Consider the following 13431-nt stretch of genomic DNA (forward strand, 5'->3'; position numbering starts at 1 on the left):
CCCCCCCCCCCCCCCCCCCCCCCCCCCCCCCCCCCCCCCCCCCCCCCCCCCCCCCCCCCCCCCCCCCCCCCCCACGGGGGCTGTGACCTCCTTTCTTGCTTTCCGGAGTTTTCCATGACGGCCCACGCCGACCTCTCGCCGACCTTGCAACTCGCCTGCGACCTGATTCGCCGTCCGTCCGTGACGCCCGTGGATGCCGATTGCCAGGCACTGATGATGCAACGCCTGGGCAACGCGGGCTTTACGCTCGAACCGATGCGCATCGAGGATGTGGATAACTTCTGGGCCAGCCATGGCCAGCAGGACGGCCCGGTCCTGTGCTTCGCCGGGCACACCGACGTGGTGCCGACCGGTCCGGTGCAGGACTGGCAGCTCGATCCGTTCGATGCGGTCATCGACGCCGAGGGCATGCTTTGTGGCCGTGGCGCGGCCGATATGAAAGGCAGCCTCGCGGCGATGGTGGTGGCCGCCGAGCGGTTCGTCGCCGACTACCCGGATCACAAGGGGGCGCTGACGTTCCTGATCACCAGCGATGAAGAAGGCCCGGCCCACCATGGCACCAAGGCCGTGGTGGAGCGCCTCAAGGCCCGCCAGGAACGACTGGACTGGTGCATCGTCGGCGAACCGTCGAGCACCACCCTGGTGGGTGACGTGGTCAAGAACGGCCGCCGTGGCTCCCTGGGCGCGAAACTGACCGTGCGCGGCAAGCAAGGCCACGTGGCCTACCCGCACCTGGCGAAGAACCCGATCCACCTCGCCGCCCCCGCCCTGGCGGAACTGGCCGCCGAGCATTGGGACCACGGCAACGATTTCTTCCCGCCCACCAGCTTCCAGATTTCCAACCTCAACTCGGGCACTGGCGCGACCAACGTCATCCCGGGTGAGCTGGTGGCGGTGTTCAACTTCCGCTTCTCCACCGAATCCACCGTCGAAGGCCTGCAACAGCGGGTCGCCGATATCCTCGACAAGCACCAGTTGGACTGGCACATCGATTGGGCCCTCTCTGGCCTGCCGTTCCTCACCGAACCGGGTGCGTTGCTGGACGCCGTGTCGTCGAGCATCAAGGACGTCACCGGGCGCGAAACGAAGGCGTCCACCAGCGGCGGCACGTCCGACGGTCGCTTCATCGCCACCATGGGCACGCAAGTGGTGGAACTGGGGCCGGTCAACGCGACCATCCATCAGGTCAACGAAAGGGTGCTGGCGGCCGATCTCGACGTGCTGACCGAGATCTACTACCAGACGCTGATCAAGTTGCTCGCCTGATGCTCGCCTGCCCGATCTGCAGTGAACCGCTGAACGCGGTGGACAATGGCGTCGCCTGCCCGGCCGGCCATCGGTTCGACCGCGCGCGCCAGGGTTACCTGAACCTGCTGCCGGTGCAGCACAAGAACAGCCGTGACCCGGGGGACAACCAGGCCATGGTCGAGGCCCGCCGCGACTTCCTCAACGCCGGGCACTACGCCCCCGTCGCCCGGCGCCTGGCCGAACTGGCGGCTGAACGTGCGCCTGGACGCTGGCTGGACATCGGCTGTGGCGAGGGCTACTACACCGCACAGATCGCCGACGCGCTGCCCGACGCCGATGGCTATGCCCTGGATATCTCCCGCGAGGCGGTCAAGCGCGCCTGCAAACGCAACCCGCGATTGACCTGGTTGATCGCCAGCATGGCCCGGGTGCCGCTGGCGGACGGCTGCTGCCAGTTCCTGGCGAGCGTATTCAGCCCGCTGGACTGGCAGGAAGCCAAGCGCCTGCTCAGCCCGGGTGGCGGCCTGATGAAGGTCGGCCCGACCCGCGGCCACCTGATGGAATTGCGCGAGCGCCTGTACGACGAAGTGCGCGAATACACCGACGACAAGCACCTGGCCCTGGTCCCGGAAGGCATGTCGCTGGCCCACAGCGAAACCCTCGAATTCAAGCTCGTGCTCGACAACGGCCAGGACCGCGCCAACCTGCTGGCCATGACGCCCCACGGCTGGCGCGCCAGTGCCGAACGCCGTGCCGGCGTGATCGAGCAGGCCGCGCCGTTCGAGGTCACGGTGTCGATGCGCTACGATTATTTCGTTCTTCAATAACCCTTATGATCCCAGGCCCCGGACACCCGGTGGGGCCGGTTAAATCCGCGAATGGATTTTTCAAGACCGCAGCGAGGACATCCATGCGCCAACCCGATATCGAGATTTACCTCAAGGACGCCGACGTCGACCACAAGGCCATCGCCGCCTGGCTCGGCCAGGCCCTCGGCCCGTGCAGCGATTGGGTCCAGAAGGGCCAGACCTACAAGTGCAAGGCCGGCAACGTCCCGGTGACCTGGTTGCCCAAAGCCGTAGGCAAATGGAACAGCCTGTACCTGGAAAGCGACCAGACCCCGTGGGACGACGACATCGCCTGCGCCCGCGCCGCCTACGCCGCACTGAATGTCGAAGTGCGCTGCGCGCCTGGCTCGTGGGTGGAAGAGGAAGGCGAGGAATCGGCCGATCGCTGGATCCGCATCAGTGCCGATGGGGAAGAAGAGATTACCTGGAAGACGGCGTGACACCAGTCTCCAGTGCAGCCTGGATCCAAATGTGGGGGCACTGTGGGAGCAAAGCTTGCTCGCGATGGCTGAAGTACATTCAACATTGATGCAAGCTGACCTATCACTATCGCGAGCAAGCTTTGCTCCCACAGGGATCTACCTGGGCTTCAAGCGTGCATGGGGTTACAACCCCACGACATCCTCGGCCTGCAAGCCCTTCTGCCCTTCCACGACCGCGTACTCGACCTGCTGGCCTTCGGTCAGTGAACGGTGGCCTTCGCCACGGATCGCGCGATAGTGCACGAACACATCCGCGCCACCTTCGCGCTGGATGAAGCCGTAGCCCTTGGCGTCGTTGAACCACTTCACACTGCCGGTTTCGCGTGCAGCCATGATGCTCACTCCCATCTCTTATTGTTAAGTCGGCTTGCCGCCCGATTGCAGGAAGGCAAAGCCTGCGAACTTTCGCCGCCACCTGGCCGTCCATGGGGAAGCCCGGGGCAGTAACCGCCGAGTATATGACACCGGGAAAAACTCTCAACTGACTTTACTTCGGCGCTTTTTTGCCGATTTTCGATGAATCCGGCACACTAGCGAGCCCGAGCAGCCGCTCGGTTTTATCCACTCACGCAGAAGCCGTATGACCCGCTCCCCGTTCCGCCGTCTTGTGTTTGGCACCCTGCGCCGGCTGTTGTACCTCTGGGTTCGCTCCGAGACCATCAACCAGTCGTCCTTCACCCTCAACCTCGACCGCAGCCGTCCGGTGTTCTACGTCCTGCAACACCCGTCGCTCACCGACCTGGCGGTGCTCGACACCGAGTGCACCAAGGCCGGCCTGCCCCGGCCGGTGCTGCCGGTGTCGGTGGGCAACCTGCTGGAGCCGGCGGCGTTTTTCTACCTGACGCCGGCACCGGACTGGCTCGGCCGCCAGGACAAGCGCGGCGCGCCACCGACCCTGACACGACTGGTGGACGTGCTCACCCACGACGCCGCCGAAGACGCGCAGATCATTCCGGTCAGCGTGTTCTGGGGCCAGTCGCCCGACAGCGAATCCAGCCCGTGGAAGCTGCTGTTCGCCGACAGCTGGGCGGTCACCGGACGCCTGCGGCGCCTGCTGAGCATCATGATCCTGGGGCGCAAGACCCGCGTGCAGTTCTCGGCGCCGATCCACCTGCGCGAACTGATCGAGCACGACAAGAGCCACGAGCGCACCGTGCGCATGGCCCAGCGGATCCTGCGGGTGCATTTCCGCAACCTGAAGTCGGCAGTGATCGGCCCGGACATCTCCCACCGACGCAACCTGGTCAAGGGCCTGCTGAACCAGCCGCTGGTCAAGCAGGCGATTGCCGAAGAAGCCGAGCGGGAAAAGATCTCGGCGGAAAAAGCCAAGGCCCAGGCCCTGCGCTACGGCAACGAGATCGCCTCGGACTACACCTACACCGCGATCCGGTTCCTGGAAGTGGTGCTCAGCTGGTTCTGGAACAAGATCTACGACGGCATCAAGGTCAACAACATCGAAGGCGTGCAGGCCATCGCCCCCGGTCACGAAGTCATCTACGTGCCCTGCCACCGCAGCCACATCGACTACCTGTTGCTGTCGTACCTGCTGTTCCGCAACGGCCTGACGCCGCCGCACATCGCGGCCGGCATCAACCTCAACATGCCGGTCATCGGCGGCCTGCTGCGCCGGGGCGGGGCGTTCTTCATGCGCCGTACCTTCAAGGGCAACCCGCTGTACACCGCGGTCTTCAACGAATACCTGCACACGCTGTTCACCAAGGGCTTCCCGGTGGAGTACTTCGTCGAGGGTGGGCGCTCGCGCACCGGTCGCATGCTGCAGCCCAAGACCGGCATGCTCGCCATCACCCTGCGCAGCTTCCTGCGCTCATCGCGCACGCCCATCGTCTTCGTGCCGGTCTATATCGGCTACGAGCGGGTCCTTGAAGGCCGCACCTACCTGGGCGAACTGCGCGGGGCGAGCAAGAAGAAAGAATCGATCTTCGACATCTTCAAGGTCATCGGCGCCCTCAAGCAGCGCTTCGGGCAGGTGGCGGTGAACTTCGGCGAACCGATCAAGCTGGCGGAATTCCTCGACGGCGAACAGCCTGGCTGGCGCCAACAGGAACTGGGGCCGCAGTTCAAGCCGGCCTGGCTCAACCCGACCACCCACCGCCTCGGCGAGCGCGTGGCCCGGCACCTGAACGAGGCCGCGGCGATCAACCCGGTCAACCTCGTGGCCCTGGCGCTGCTGTCCACCAGCCGCCTGGCCCTGGACGACCGCGCCATGGCCCGGGTGCTCGACCTGTACCTGGCGCTGCTGCGCCAGGTCCCGTACTCGCCCCACACCACCCTGCCCGAAGGCGACGGCCGCGCGCTGATCGAACACGTCAAGGGCATGGATCTGCTCTCGGAACAGAGCGACGCCCTGGGCAAGATCCTGTACCTGGATGAACAGAACGCGGTATTGATGACCTACTACCGCAACAACGTGCTGCACATCTTTGCCCTGCCGGCGTTGCTCGCGAGCTTCTTCCAGAGCACCTCGCGCATGAGCCGCGAGCAGATCCTGCGCTACACCCGCGCCCTGTACCCGTACCTGCAATCGGAGCTGTTCATTCGCTGGTCGCTGGACGAGCTCGACGGCGTGATCGACCAATGGCTCCAGGCGTTCGTCGAGCAAGGCCTGTTGCGTTTCGAAAAAGACCTGTACCTGCGCCCAGCCCCGAGTTCGCGGCACTTCGTGCTGCTGACCCTGCTGTCGAAGAGCATCGCCCAGACCCTGCAGCGCTTCTACATGACCGTCTCGTTGCTGCTCAACAGCGGCCAGAACACCATCAGCGCCGAGGAACTGGAAGACCTGTGCACCGTCATGGCCCAGCGCCTGTCGATCCTGCATGGCCTGAACGCGCCGGAATTCTTTGACAAGAGCCTGTTCCGCCACTTCATCCAGACCCTGCTGGACCTTGAGGTACTGCGCCGTGACGAGGCGGGCAAGCTGGGTTATCACCCGCTGCTGGGCGAACTGGCCGAGGGCGCGGCCAAGCGGGTGCTGCCGGCGGAGATTCGCCTGTCGATCCGCCAGGTGGCGTTGCAGCGCAGCGAAGACGCCGCCGAGGTTGCCGTCAGCCCGGACGTTTGACTGGCTGGTTCACTCACCGTGAACAGGGAGGTTCCGGTGAGCCGATGGGATGAATGACAGGCTGTCTCCGACACCCTTGAGCGGCCGAGGCGACGCCAAACGAAGAAAAAACCTACAGAAAACGGTGGATCACGCTTCTAGGATGGACTCGCGTCAATACCGACGTACCGAAAAGGAATTCACCATGAACATCATCACCTTGACCCTGCAATTGCCCGACGGCTATGAACTCCCGGAAGCCGGCCGCCCCGAAATCAGTGTGTGCAATGCCGCCGGTGTCCAGATCAGCGCCAGCGGTGGCCAGGGTTCCAACGTGGCATCGAAGGCGCCCGCCATCAGCCAGCCCTGGCAATACCGCTTTCTGGTCGATCCCGAGGCGACGCCCGTGGGGGAGGAGCTCTCGGTCCGCGTGCAAATGTACCTGGGCGAGACCGCGCTGTTTCTCGATGAAGCACAGGCGTTCACCTGGGATGGCAGCAACCAACACGTTGACATCCCCCTGAACCTGGCGCCAGCATCGCTGGCAGACACTGTCCAAGCGCCCGCCTTCGGTTCCTGAACCGCAACGTCGCGAAGGGTTGCCTGGACGCCAATCCGCTGAATGTTCGTCGGCGCCCGCCGTGTCGCGGGTGTCGACGACAAAGGTGTTTCCCATGAAAAAACTCGCCCTGCTTGCCGCCATGGCCCTGCTGTCCGCCTGCCAATCGGCCACGCCAACCACCCCGCCCGCCGCGTCCCTCGATGGCGAAGTCTTCTACGTGCAGCGCATTGCCCTGCCGCCCAGCGCGACCTTGAGCGTCAGCCTGCAGGACGTCTCCCTGGCCGATGCCCCGGCGGTGGTGCTCGATGAACAGAGCGGCCCGGTCACAGGCCAGGTCCCGCTGCCGTTCCACCTCAGTTATGATCCCTCCCAGGTCAAGCCCGGCCACCGCTATGCGGTGAACGCCCGCATCGAAGTAGACGGCCAGTTGCTGTTCATCACCACCGAACAGCACGCCGTACACCTGGATGGCAAAGACCCGCAGCCGTTGAAGATCCGCGTCAACCCGGCGCGCTGATTCCCGTTTTCCACTCTGTTCAAGGACGCCGTCATGCTCCGCTTTCCCCTCCGTTTCACCGGCCTGTGCGCGGGCCTGCTGATCTGCGCCAATGCCATGGCCCTGTCGCTGGGCGACCTGTCGCAAAAGGATGCCACCGGCGGTCTCAAGGACGCCCTGACCCAAGGCGCGCAGGTGGCGGTCAAGCAACTGGGCACACCCGGTGGCTTCAGCAACAACCCAGAGGTGAAGATCGAGTTGCCGGGCAAGCTCGGCAAAGTCGCCAGCAAGATGAAGGCCTTCGGCATGGGTGACCAGGTCGACCAGCTGGAAACCAGCATGAACCAGGCCGCCGAAGCCGCGGTGGTCCAGGCCCAGCCGATCCTGGTCAATGCGGTGAAGAACATGAGCGTGGCCGATGCCAAGGGCATCCTGAGCGGCGGTAGCGACTCGGCGACGCAATACTTGAACAAGAGCAGCCGCGAGCAGATCCGCGCCAAGTTCCTGCCGATCGTCAAGCAAGCCACCGACAAGGTCGGCCTGGCGCAGAAATACAACGCCTTCGCCGGCCAGGCCGCGACGCTGGGTGTGGTGGATGCGAAAAGCGCCAACATCGAGAACTACGTGACCGAGCAGGCGCTGGACGGGTTGTTCGAAATGATCGGCAAGCAGGAAGCGACCATTCGCCAGAACCCGGCAGCCGCCGCGACCAGTCTGGCGAAGAAGGTGTTCGGCACGCTCTGAGCCCTGATCCAAGCCAACCGTGGGAGCGAGCCTGCTCGCGAAAGCGGTGTAACAGTCACGAAGGTTCCATGGCTGATACCGCTTTCGCGAGCAGGCTCGCTCCCACACTGATCTGCGCGGGCCAGTGGATCGGATTCAGGTTTTCTTGACCCTGAACCACGCCGCATACAACGCCGGCAGGAACAACAGCGTCAACGCCGTCGCCACGATCAACCCCCCCATGATCGCCACGGCCATCGGCCCGAAGAACAGGCTGCGTGACAACGGAATCATCGCCAGCACCGCCGCCAGCGCGGTGAGCACAATCGGGCGGAAGCGGCGCACGGTGGCCTCAATGATCGCCTGCCAGGGCGTGAGCCCGGCGTTGATGTCCTGTTCGATCTGGTCCACCAGGATCACCGAATTGCGCATGATCATCCCCGACAGCGCGATGGTCCCCAGCATGGCAACGAACCCGAACGGCTGGCGGAACACCAGCAGGAACAGCGTGACGCCGATCAACCCCAACGGCGCCGTGAGGAACACCATCGCCGTGCGCGAGAAGCTGCGCAGTTGCAGCATCAGCAACGTCAGCACCACCACGATGAACAGCGGCACGCCGGCGTTCACCGATTTCTGGCCACGGGCCGAATCCTCCACCGTCCCCCCCACTTCCAGCAGGTAACCGTCCGGCAGTTCGGCGCGGATCGGCTCCAGGGTCGGGAAAATCTGCTGCACCAGGGTGGCCGGTTGTTCCTTGCCGTAGATATCCGCCCGCACGGTCACGCTTGGCAGGCGATTACGGTGCCAGATCACCCCTTCTTCGAAGCCATATTCCAAGGTCGCGATCTGCGACAGCGCCACGCTTCGACCGTTGTCGGTCGGCACTGCCAGGCTCGGCAACAACGACAGCTCCGTGCGCTCATGCACCGTGCCACGCAGCAGGATCTCGATCAGCTCGTTGTCTTCACGGTACTGGCTGACGCTCGATCCGGTCAGGGAACTGCGCAGGAAACTCGCCAGGTTCGCCGTGCTGACACCCAGCGCCCGGGCGCGGTCCTGGTCGATATTCAGGTAGACCACCTTGCTCGGCTCTTCCCAATCCAGGTGCACGTTGGCCACGTAGGGATTTTCCCGAACCTTGGTCGCCACCTTCCGCGCCAGGGCCCGGACCTCCTCGATGTGCTCACCCGTCACCCGGAATTGCACCGGGTAGCCCACCGGCGGACCGTTTTCCAGGCGGGTCACCCGCGAGCGCAGGGTCGGGAATTGCTCGTTCAGGGTGCTGATCAGCCAACTGCGCAGGGGTTCGCGGTCTTCGATGGTCTTGGCCAGCACGACGAACTGGGCGAAGCTGGACGCCGGCAACTGCTGGTCCAGGGGCAGGTAGAAACGTGGGGAGCCGGTGCCGACATAGGCCACGTAATTGTCGATGCCGGCGTGGTCCTTGAGCAGTGCTTCCAGGCGCTTGACCTGCTCGGCGGTGTTACTCAGGGAGGCGCCCTCCTCCAGCTTGAGATCGACCATCAGTTCCAGTCGCCCGGAGGCCGGGAAGAACTGCTGCGGCACAAAGCGGAACAGCACCACCGAGCCGACGAACAGCAGCACGGTCAGCACGATGACGGTCTTGCGCCGACGCACGCACCAGCCCACCAGCCGCCGCACGCGCTGGTAGAACGGCGTGCCATAGGGATCTAACTGGCCGTCGGCGGTGCCGTGCTTGGCGGCATGGATTTTCGCCAGGTCCGGCAGCAGCCGTTCCCCCAGGTACGGCACGAACACCACGGCGGCCACCCAGGACGCCAGCAACGCCAGGGTCACCACCTGGAAAATCGAGCGGGTGTATTCGCCCGTGCCCGATTGCGCCGTGGCGATCGGCAGAAAGCCCGCCGCGGTGATCAGCGTGCCGGTGAGCATCGGGAACGCCGTGCTGGTCCAGGCATAGCTGGCGGCCTTGATGCGGTCGAAACCCTGCTCCATCTTGATCGCCATCATCTCCACCGCAATGATCGCGTCGTCCACCAGCAGCCCCAGCGCCAGCACCAGCGCGCCAAGGGAAATCTTGTGCAGGCCGATTCCCAGGTAATACATCGCGGCGAAAGTCATCGCCAGCACCAGCGGAATCGCCAGCGCCACGACCATCCCGGTGCGCAGCCCCAGGGAGAAGAAACTCACCAGCAACACGATCGCCAGGGCTTCCACCAGCACCTGGACGAATTCGCCGACGCCTGTCTTCACCGCCGCCGGCTGGTCCGAGACCTTGCGCAGTTGCATGCCGGCCGGCAGGTTGTTCTGGATCCGGGCGAACTCGGCTTCCAGTGCCTTGCCCAGCACCAGGATGTCGCCCCCTTCCTTCATCGCCACGGCCAGGCCGATGGCGTCTTCGCCCATGAAGCGCATGCGCGGCGCCGGTGGGTCGTTGAAACCGCGACGCACGTCCGCCAGGTCGCTGATGCGGAACGAACGGTCGGCCACCCGGATGGGGAAATCGCGGATCTCTTCGACCGTCTGGAAATTACCCGACACCCGCAGTTGCAATCGCTCGCTGCCGGTCTCGAAGAAGCCCGCGGTCGACACCGCGTTCTGCTCCTCCAGCGCCTGCTGCACCGCCGCCAGGGGCAGGCCGAGGGTCGCCAGCTTGACGTTCGACAGTTCGATCCAGATCTTCTCGTCCTGCAAGCCGAGCAACTCGACCTTGCCCACGTCCTTGACCCGTTGCAGCTGGATCTGGATGCGATCGGCGTAATCCTTGAGCACGGCGTAGTCGAAACCGTCGCCGGTCAATGCGTAGATGTTGCCGAAGGTGGTGCCGAATTCATCGTTGAAGAACGGGCCCTGGATGCTCGGCGGCAGCGTATGGCGGATGTCGCTGGTTTTCTTGCGGATCTGGTACCACAACTCGGGGATCTGCGCCGAATGCAGGGAGTCGCGCGCGATGAAGGTCACCTGGGACTCGCCCGGCCGGGAGAACGAAACGATGCGCTCGTAATCGCCGGTCTCCATCAGTTTTTTCTCGATGCGTTCAGTGACCTGGCGCGAGACCTCCTCGGCCGTCGCACCGGGCCACAGGGTGCGAATCACCATGGCCTTGAAGGTGAACGGCGGGTCCTCGCTCTGGCCCAGCTTGGTGTAGGAAAGCGCGCCGACGATGGCCAGCAGGAGCATCAGGAACAGTACGATCTGGCGATTGCGCAGTGCCCATTCGGAAAGATTGAAACCCATCGGGGATTACTCCTTGGCCGCCAGGTTGACCACGCGGTTGGAGCGATCCACCGGCCGTACCTGCTGGCCGTCGAGGAGCACATGGACGCCGGCGGCCACCACCCAGTCATCCGAGCTCAGGCCTTCCAGCACCGGGACGGTTTTCTCGCCGAACGCGCCGACCCGGACCGGGACTTTCTTCAGGGTATTGTTGGCATTGACCACCCAGACGTAGGTCGCGCCGTTCTCGGCCGTCAGCGCCGACAGGGGCACCGCCAGCGACACCTTGTCGGCCGTCTGGATGAACACCCGGGCGCTTTGGCCCAGTTCGGCCGGGACGCTGCCGGCAGTGAAGGCCACGCGAGCGGCGAAGGTACGGGACCTGGGGTCGGCAGCCGGCGAGAGCTCGCGGATGCGGCCACTGAAGCGCTGGTCGGGCTGGCTCCACAACTCGACCGAAACCGGCTGGCCGACCTTGAAGCGACCAAACCCCTGCTCCGGCAAGCTGATCAGCACTTCACGTTCACCGTCGGTGGCCAGGGTGAAGACGGTTTGACCGGCCGAGACCACTTGCCCGACTTCCACCGCCCGCCGGGCGACGACGCCGTCCTGGGGCGCACGCAACACCGAATAGCTGGCCTGGTTGTTGGCGACGTCGAATTCGGCCTTGATCTGCTTGAGCCGCGCGGCGCCGGAGCGATAGAGGTTTTCGGCATTGTCGTACTGGGAGCGGCTGACCATCTGCCGGTCCATCAAGGTCTTGTAGCGGTCACGCTCGGCCCGCACCAGGTTGAGGTTCGCCTCGGCGGCGGCCACCTGGGCCCGGGTCGCCTCCAGTTGCAGGCGCACGTCTTCGGGATCGAGTTCGGCCAGCGGCTGGTTGGCCTTGACCCGCTGGCCCTCCTCGACCAGCCGTCGGCTCACCTTGCCGCCAATGCGAAAGGCCAGGTCGGGCTCGAAACGCGCCCGCACCTCGCCGGGAAAGCTTTCAACAGCCTGGGCCGAAGGCTCTGGCTTGACCACCATGGCCGGGCGCACGGCGACGGGCGCCGGCTCGTCATGACCACACGCAGACAATAAAAAAGCCAGGCAGACTGGCATGGCGAGGGGCAAGGCAGAGCGGAACATGGCGGCTGACCTTTCGCTAATGGTGCTTGGAATAATTATACTGGCCAGTATGTTATTAATAGCAAACTCACCAGTCCAGTATTAAAGCGGAAAAATGTCGAACAATCTTTCATCCCCCAGCGGCCCCGGCCGTCCCAAGGACCTGGCCAAGCGCGAGGCCATTCTCGACGCCGCGAAACGCCTGTTCGTGAGCCTGGGCTACGCCAATACCAGCATGGACGCCGTGGCCACCGAGGCCGGGGTTTCCAAGCTGACGGTCTACAGCCACTTCAACGACAAGGAAACGCTGTTTTCCGCGGCGGTGATCGCCAAATGCGAAGAGCAAGTACCACCGCTGTTCTTCGAATGGCCCGAAGGGGCGGCGATCGAGGAGGTGTTGCTGAACATCGCCCGCGGCTTTCACCAACTGGTCAGCAGCGAGGAATCGGTGAACCTGCACCGGGTGATCATCGCACTGGGCAGCCAGGACCCGAGGCTCTCGATGATTTTCTTCGAGGCCGGCCCGCAGCGGATGCTTTCAGGGATGGAGCGCCTGTTGGGCAAGATCAACCAGAGCGGTGCCTTGAGCATCGACAAACCACGCCATGCGGCGGAGCATTTCTTCTGCCTGATCAAGGGCGCGGCGAATTTCCGCCTGCTGTATGGCTGCGGCGCACCGTTGGAACCGGAAGCGGCCGAGGCCCATGTGCGGGAGGTGGTGGGGTTGTTCGTGCGGGCTTATCGACCTTAGGCCTGCCACAGTTTTTTCCTGACTGAGGAGGACCTGTGGGAGCATAGCTTGCTCGCGATGGCGGCGGCGCGATCGCTCAGAAGACCGCGCAATCGTTCATCGCGAGCAAGCTTTGCTCCCACAGATGACTCTCCTCCCCCAGAACACCTTTTCCCACAGATCAGGCCTTGAGCGCTTTCTTCGGGTAGATATCGTACCGGCTGGACTTGCCATCGAGCCCGTGGCTCGGCTTCGGCCCTTCGATGCAGGGAGCCTTACGCGGGCGCTTGACCACGACGCGGTGGGTCGCCAGGGCCAGGGCGGCGGCGAGCAGCGCCGGGGCGTCCGGATCATCACCCACCAAGGGCCGGAACAGGCGCATCTCCTTCTTCACCAGGGCGGTTTTCTCCCGATGAGGGAACATCGGGTCCAGGTAGATCACCTGGGGCGGCTCCCCTACCCAATTGCGCATCACCTCGATGGAATTGCCCTTGAGCAAGCGCATCCGCGCCACGATCGGCGCCACGTCGAAATCCTCCGCCGCACGGGCCAGGCCATCCTCCAGCAGGGCGCCGATCAATGGCTGACGCTCGATCAGGCTCATGTCACAGCCCAGGCTCGCCAGCACGAACGCATCCTTGCCCAGGCCAGCCGTGGCATCCAGCACCCGCGGGCGCACGCCCTGGGCAATCCCCACTGCCTTGGCGATCATCTGGCCGCTGCCGCCGCCGTACAACCGGCGATGGGCGGCGCCGCCCTCGACGAAATCGACACGCACCGGGCCTGGCGCGTCGGGGCCCAGTTGCTGCAATTGCAGCCCCTGCTCGCCGACCTGCAAGGCAAAGTCGCCGTCGTCCACCTGCATGGGCAGGCCAAGGCGTTCGGCCCACTGTCGCGCCTGTGGCTGGAAGGCCGGGGCCAGGGCCTCGACGTGGATGCGGCAGGCCGCGGGTTGCTCGATCATGAAAACACGCTC

The 13431-nt window shown here is 64.6% G+C and carries 12 protein-coding genes; 8 read left to right on the top strand and 4 right to left on the bottom strand.

Annotation, left to right across the window (positions count from 1 at the left end; translation table 11 throughout):
- The first annotated feature begins 114 nt into the window (after positions 1–114).
- From dapE to Q6A48_RS24195, 3 genes are all read left to right on the top strand, one after another.
- The gene (gene dapE / locus Q6A48_RS24185) at positions 115–1266 is read left to right on the top strand and encodes a succinyl-diaminopimelate desuccinylase (protein WP_304556929.1); all 1152 of its coding nucleotides are present in this window, start codon (positions 115–117) and stop codon (positions 1264–1266) included.
- Entirely contained in the window at positions 1266–2075 is an 810-nt protein-coding gene (locus tag Q6A48_RS24190; RefSeq protein ID WP_304556930.1) for a putative RNA methyltransferase, read from the top strand. Before dapE ends, Q6A48_RS24190 begins: the two co-directional genes overlap by 1 nt.
- 83 nt (positions 2076–2158) lie before the next feature.
- Positions 2159–2536 (top strand): hypothetical protein, encoded by a 378-nt coding sequence (locus Q6A48_RS24195; RefSeq protein WP_304556931.1) that lies wholly within the window; start codon positions 2159–2161, stop codon positions 2534–2536.
- A 165-nt stretch (positions 2537–2701) separates the two neighbouring features.
- On the opposite strand, the gene Q6A48_RS24200 is transcribed toward Q6A48_RS24195, so the two are convergent.
- On the bottom strand, positions 2702–2911 hold the full coding sequence (locus Q6A48_RS24200; RefSeq protein WP_003198198.1) for a cold shock domain-containing protein: 210 nt from the start codon (positions 2909–2911) through the stop codon (positions 2702–2704).
- Between the two features lie 247 nt (positions 2912–3158).
- Here Q6A48_RS24200 and plsB point away from each other — a divergent pair, with 247 nt between their 5' ends.
- From plsB to Q6A48_RS24220, 4 genes are all read left to right on the top strand, one after another.
- A complete protein-coding gene (gene plsB, locus Q6A48_RS24205; protein ID WP_304556934.1) occupies positions 3159–5657 on the top strand; it encodes a glycerol-3-phosphate 1-O-acyltransferase PlsB in 2499 nt (832 codons plus the stop codon).
- A 184-nt stretch (positions 5658–5841) separates the two neighbouring features.
- Entirely contained in the window at positions 5842–6216 is a 375-nt protein-coding gene (locus Q6A48_RS24210) for a hypothetical protein (RefSeq protein ID WP_304556936.1), read from the top strand.
- 94 nt (positions 6217–6310) lie between these two features.
- The gene (locus Q6A48_RS24215; protein WP_304556937.1) at positions 6311–6715 is read left to right on the top strand and encodes a YbaY family lipoprotein; all 405 of its coding nucleotides are present in this window, start codon (positions 6311–6313) and stop codon (positions 6713–6715) included.
- Between the two features lie 33 nt (positions 6716–6748).
- Positions 6749–7438, top strand: a complete 690-nt coding sequence (locus Q6A48_RS24220) for a DUF4197 domain-containing protein (protein ID WP_304556938.1) — start codon at positions 6749–6751, stop codon at positions 7436–7438.
- Between the two features lie 135 nt (positions 7439–7573).
- On the opposite strand, the gene Q6A48_RS24225 is transcribed toward Q6A48_RS24220, so the two are convergent.
- Together Q6A48_RS24225 and Q6A48_RS24230 are read right to left on the bottom strand one after the other, a co-directional pair.
- Entirely contained in the window at positions 7574–10639 is a 3066-nt protein-coding gene (locus Q6A48_RS24225) for an efflux RND transporter permease subunit (RefSeq protein ID WP_304556939.1), read from the bottom strand.
- 6 nt (positions 10640–10645) lie between these two features.
- Complete coding sequence (locus tag Q6A48_RS24230) at positions 10646–11746, bottom strand: efflux RND transporter periplasmic adaptor subunit (RefSeq protein WP_304556940.1); 1101 nt, start codon at positions 11744–11746, stop codon at positions 10646–10648.
- Between the two features lie 94 nt (positions 11747–11840).
- Here Q6A48_RS24230 and Q6A48_RS24235 point away from each other — a divergent pair, with 94 nt between their 5' ends.
- The gene (locus Q6A48_RS24235) at positions 11841–12476 is read left to right on the top strand and encodes a TetR/AcrR family transcriptional regulator (protein ID WP_304556942.1); all 636 of its coding nucleotides are present in this window, start codon (positions 11841–11843) and stop codon (positions 12474–12476) included.
- Positions 12477–12636: 160 nt separating this feature from the next.
- Here Q6A48_RS24235 and Q6A48_RS24240 read toward each other — a convergent pair whose 3' ends face one another.
- Positions 12637–13419: a class I SAM-dependent methyltransferase gene (locus tag Q6A48_RS24240; protein WP_369811727.1), complete on the bottom strand. Its 783-nt coding sequence runs from the start codon at positions 13417–13419 to the stop codon at positions 12637–12639.
- Between the last annotated feature and the right edge of the window lie 12 nt (positions 13420–13431).

Origin of the sequence: Pseudomonas citrullilanati (genome assembly GCF_030580855.1) — a bacterium.
Classification (GTDB): domain Bacteria; phylum Pseudomonadota; class Gammaproteobacteria; order Pseudomonadales; family Pseudomonadaceae; genus Aquipseudomonas; species Aquipseudomonas citrulli.

Excerpts from the sequence above, each read along its gene's own strand:
- plsB (WP_304556934.1), top strand. The coding sequence starts at position 3,159 with ATGACCCGCTCCCCGTTCCGCCGTCTTGTGTTTGGCACCCTGCGCCGG.
- Q6A48_RS24235 (WP_304556942.1), top strand. The coding sequence starts at position 11,841 with ATGTCGAACAATCTTTCATCCCCCAGCGGCCCCGGCCGTCCCAAGGAC.
- Q6A48_RS24220 (WP_304556938.1), top strand. The coding sequence starts at position 6,749 with ATGCTCCGCTTTCCCCTCCGTTTCACCGGCCTGTGCGCGGGCCTGCTG.
- Q6A48_RS24200 (WP_003198198.1), bottom strand. The coding sequence starts at position 2,911 with ATGGCTGCACGCGAAACCGGCAGTGTGAAGTGGTTCAACGACGCCAAG.
- Q6A48_RS24240 (WP_369811727.1), bottom strand. The coding sequence starts at position 13,419 with ATGATCGAGCAACCCGCGGCCTGCCGCATCCACGTCGAGGCCCTGGCC.
- Q6A48_RS24215 (WP_304556937.1), top strand. The coding sequence starts at position 6,311 with ATGAAAAAACTCGCCCTGCTTGCCGCCATGGCCCTGCTGTCCGCCTGC.
- Q6A48_RS24195 (WP_304556931.1), top strand. The coding sequence starts at position 2,159 with ATGCGCCAACCCGATATCGAGATTTACCTCAAGGACGCCGACGTCGAC.
- Q6A48_RS24230 (WP_304556940.1), bottom strand. The coding sequence starts at position 11,746 with ATGTTCCGCTCTGCCTTGCCCCTCGCCATGCCAGTCTGCCTGGCTTTT.
- dapE (WP_304556929.1), top strand. The coding sequence starts at position 115 with ATGACGGCCCACGCCGACCTCTCGCCGACCTTGCAACTCGCCTGCGAC.
- Q6A48_RS24190 (WP_304556930.1), top strand. The coding sequence starts at position 1,266 with ATGCTCGCCTGCCCGATCTGCAGTGAACCGCTGAACGCGGTGGACAAT.
- Q6A48_RS24225 (WP_304556939.1), bottom strand. The coding sequence starts at position 10,639 with ATGGGTTTCAATCTTTCCGAATGGGCACTGCGCAATCGCCAGATCGTA.
- Q6A48_RS24210 (WP_304556936.1), top strand. The coding sequence starts at position 5,842 with ATGAACATCATCACCTTGACCCTGCAATTGCCCGACGGCTATGAACTC.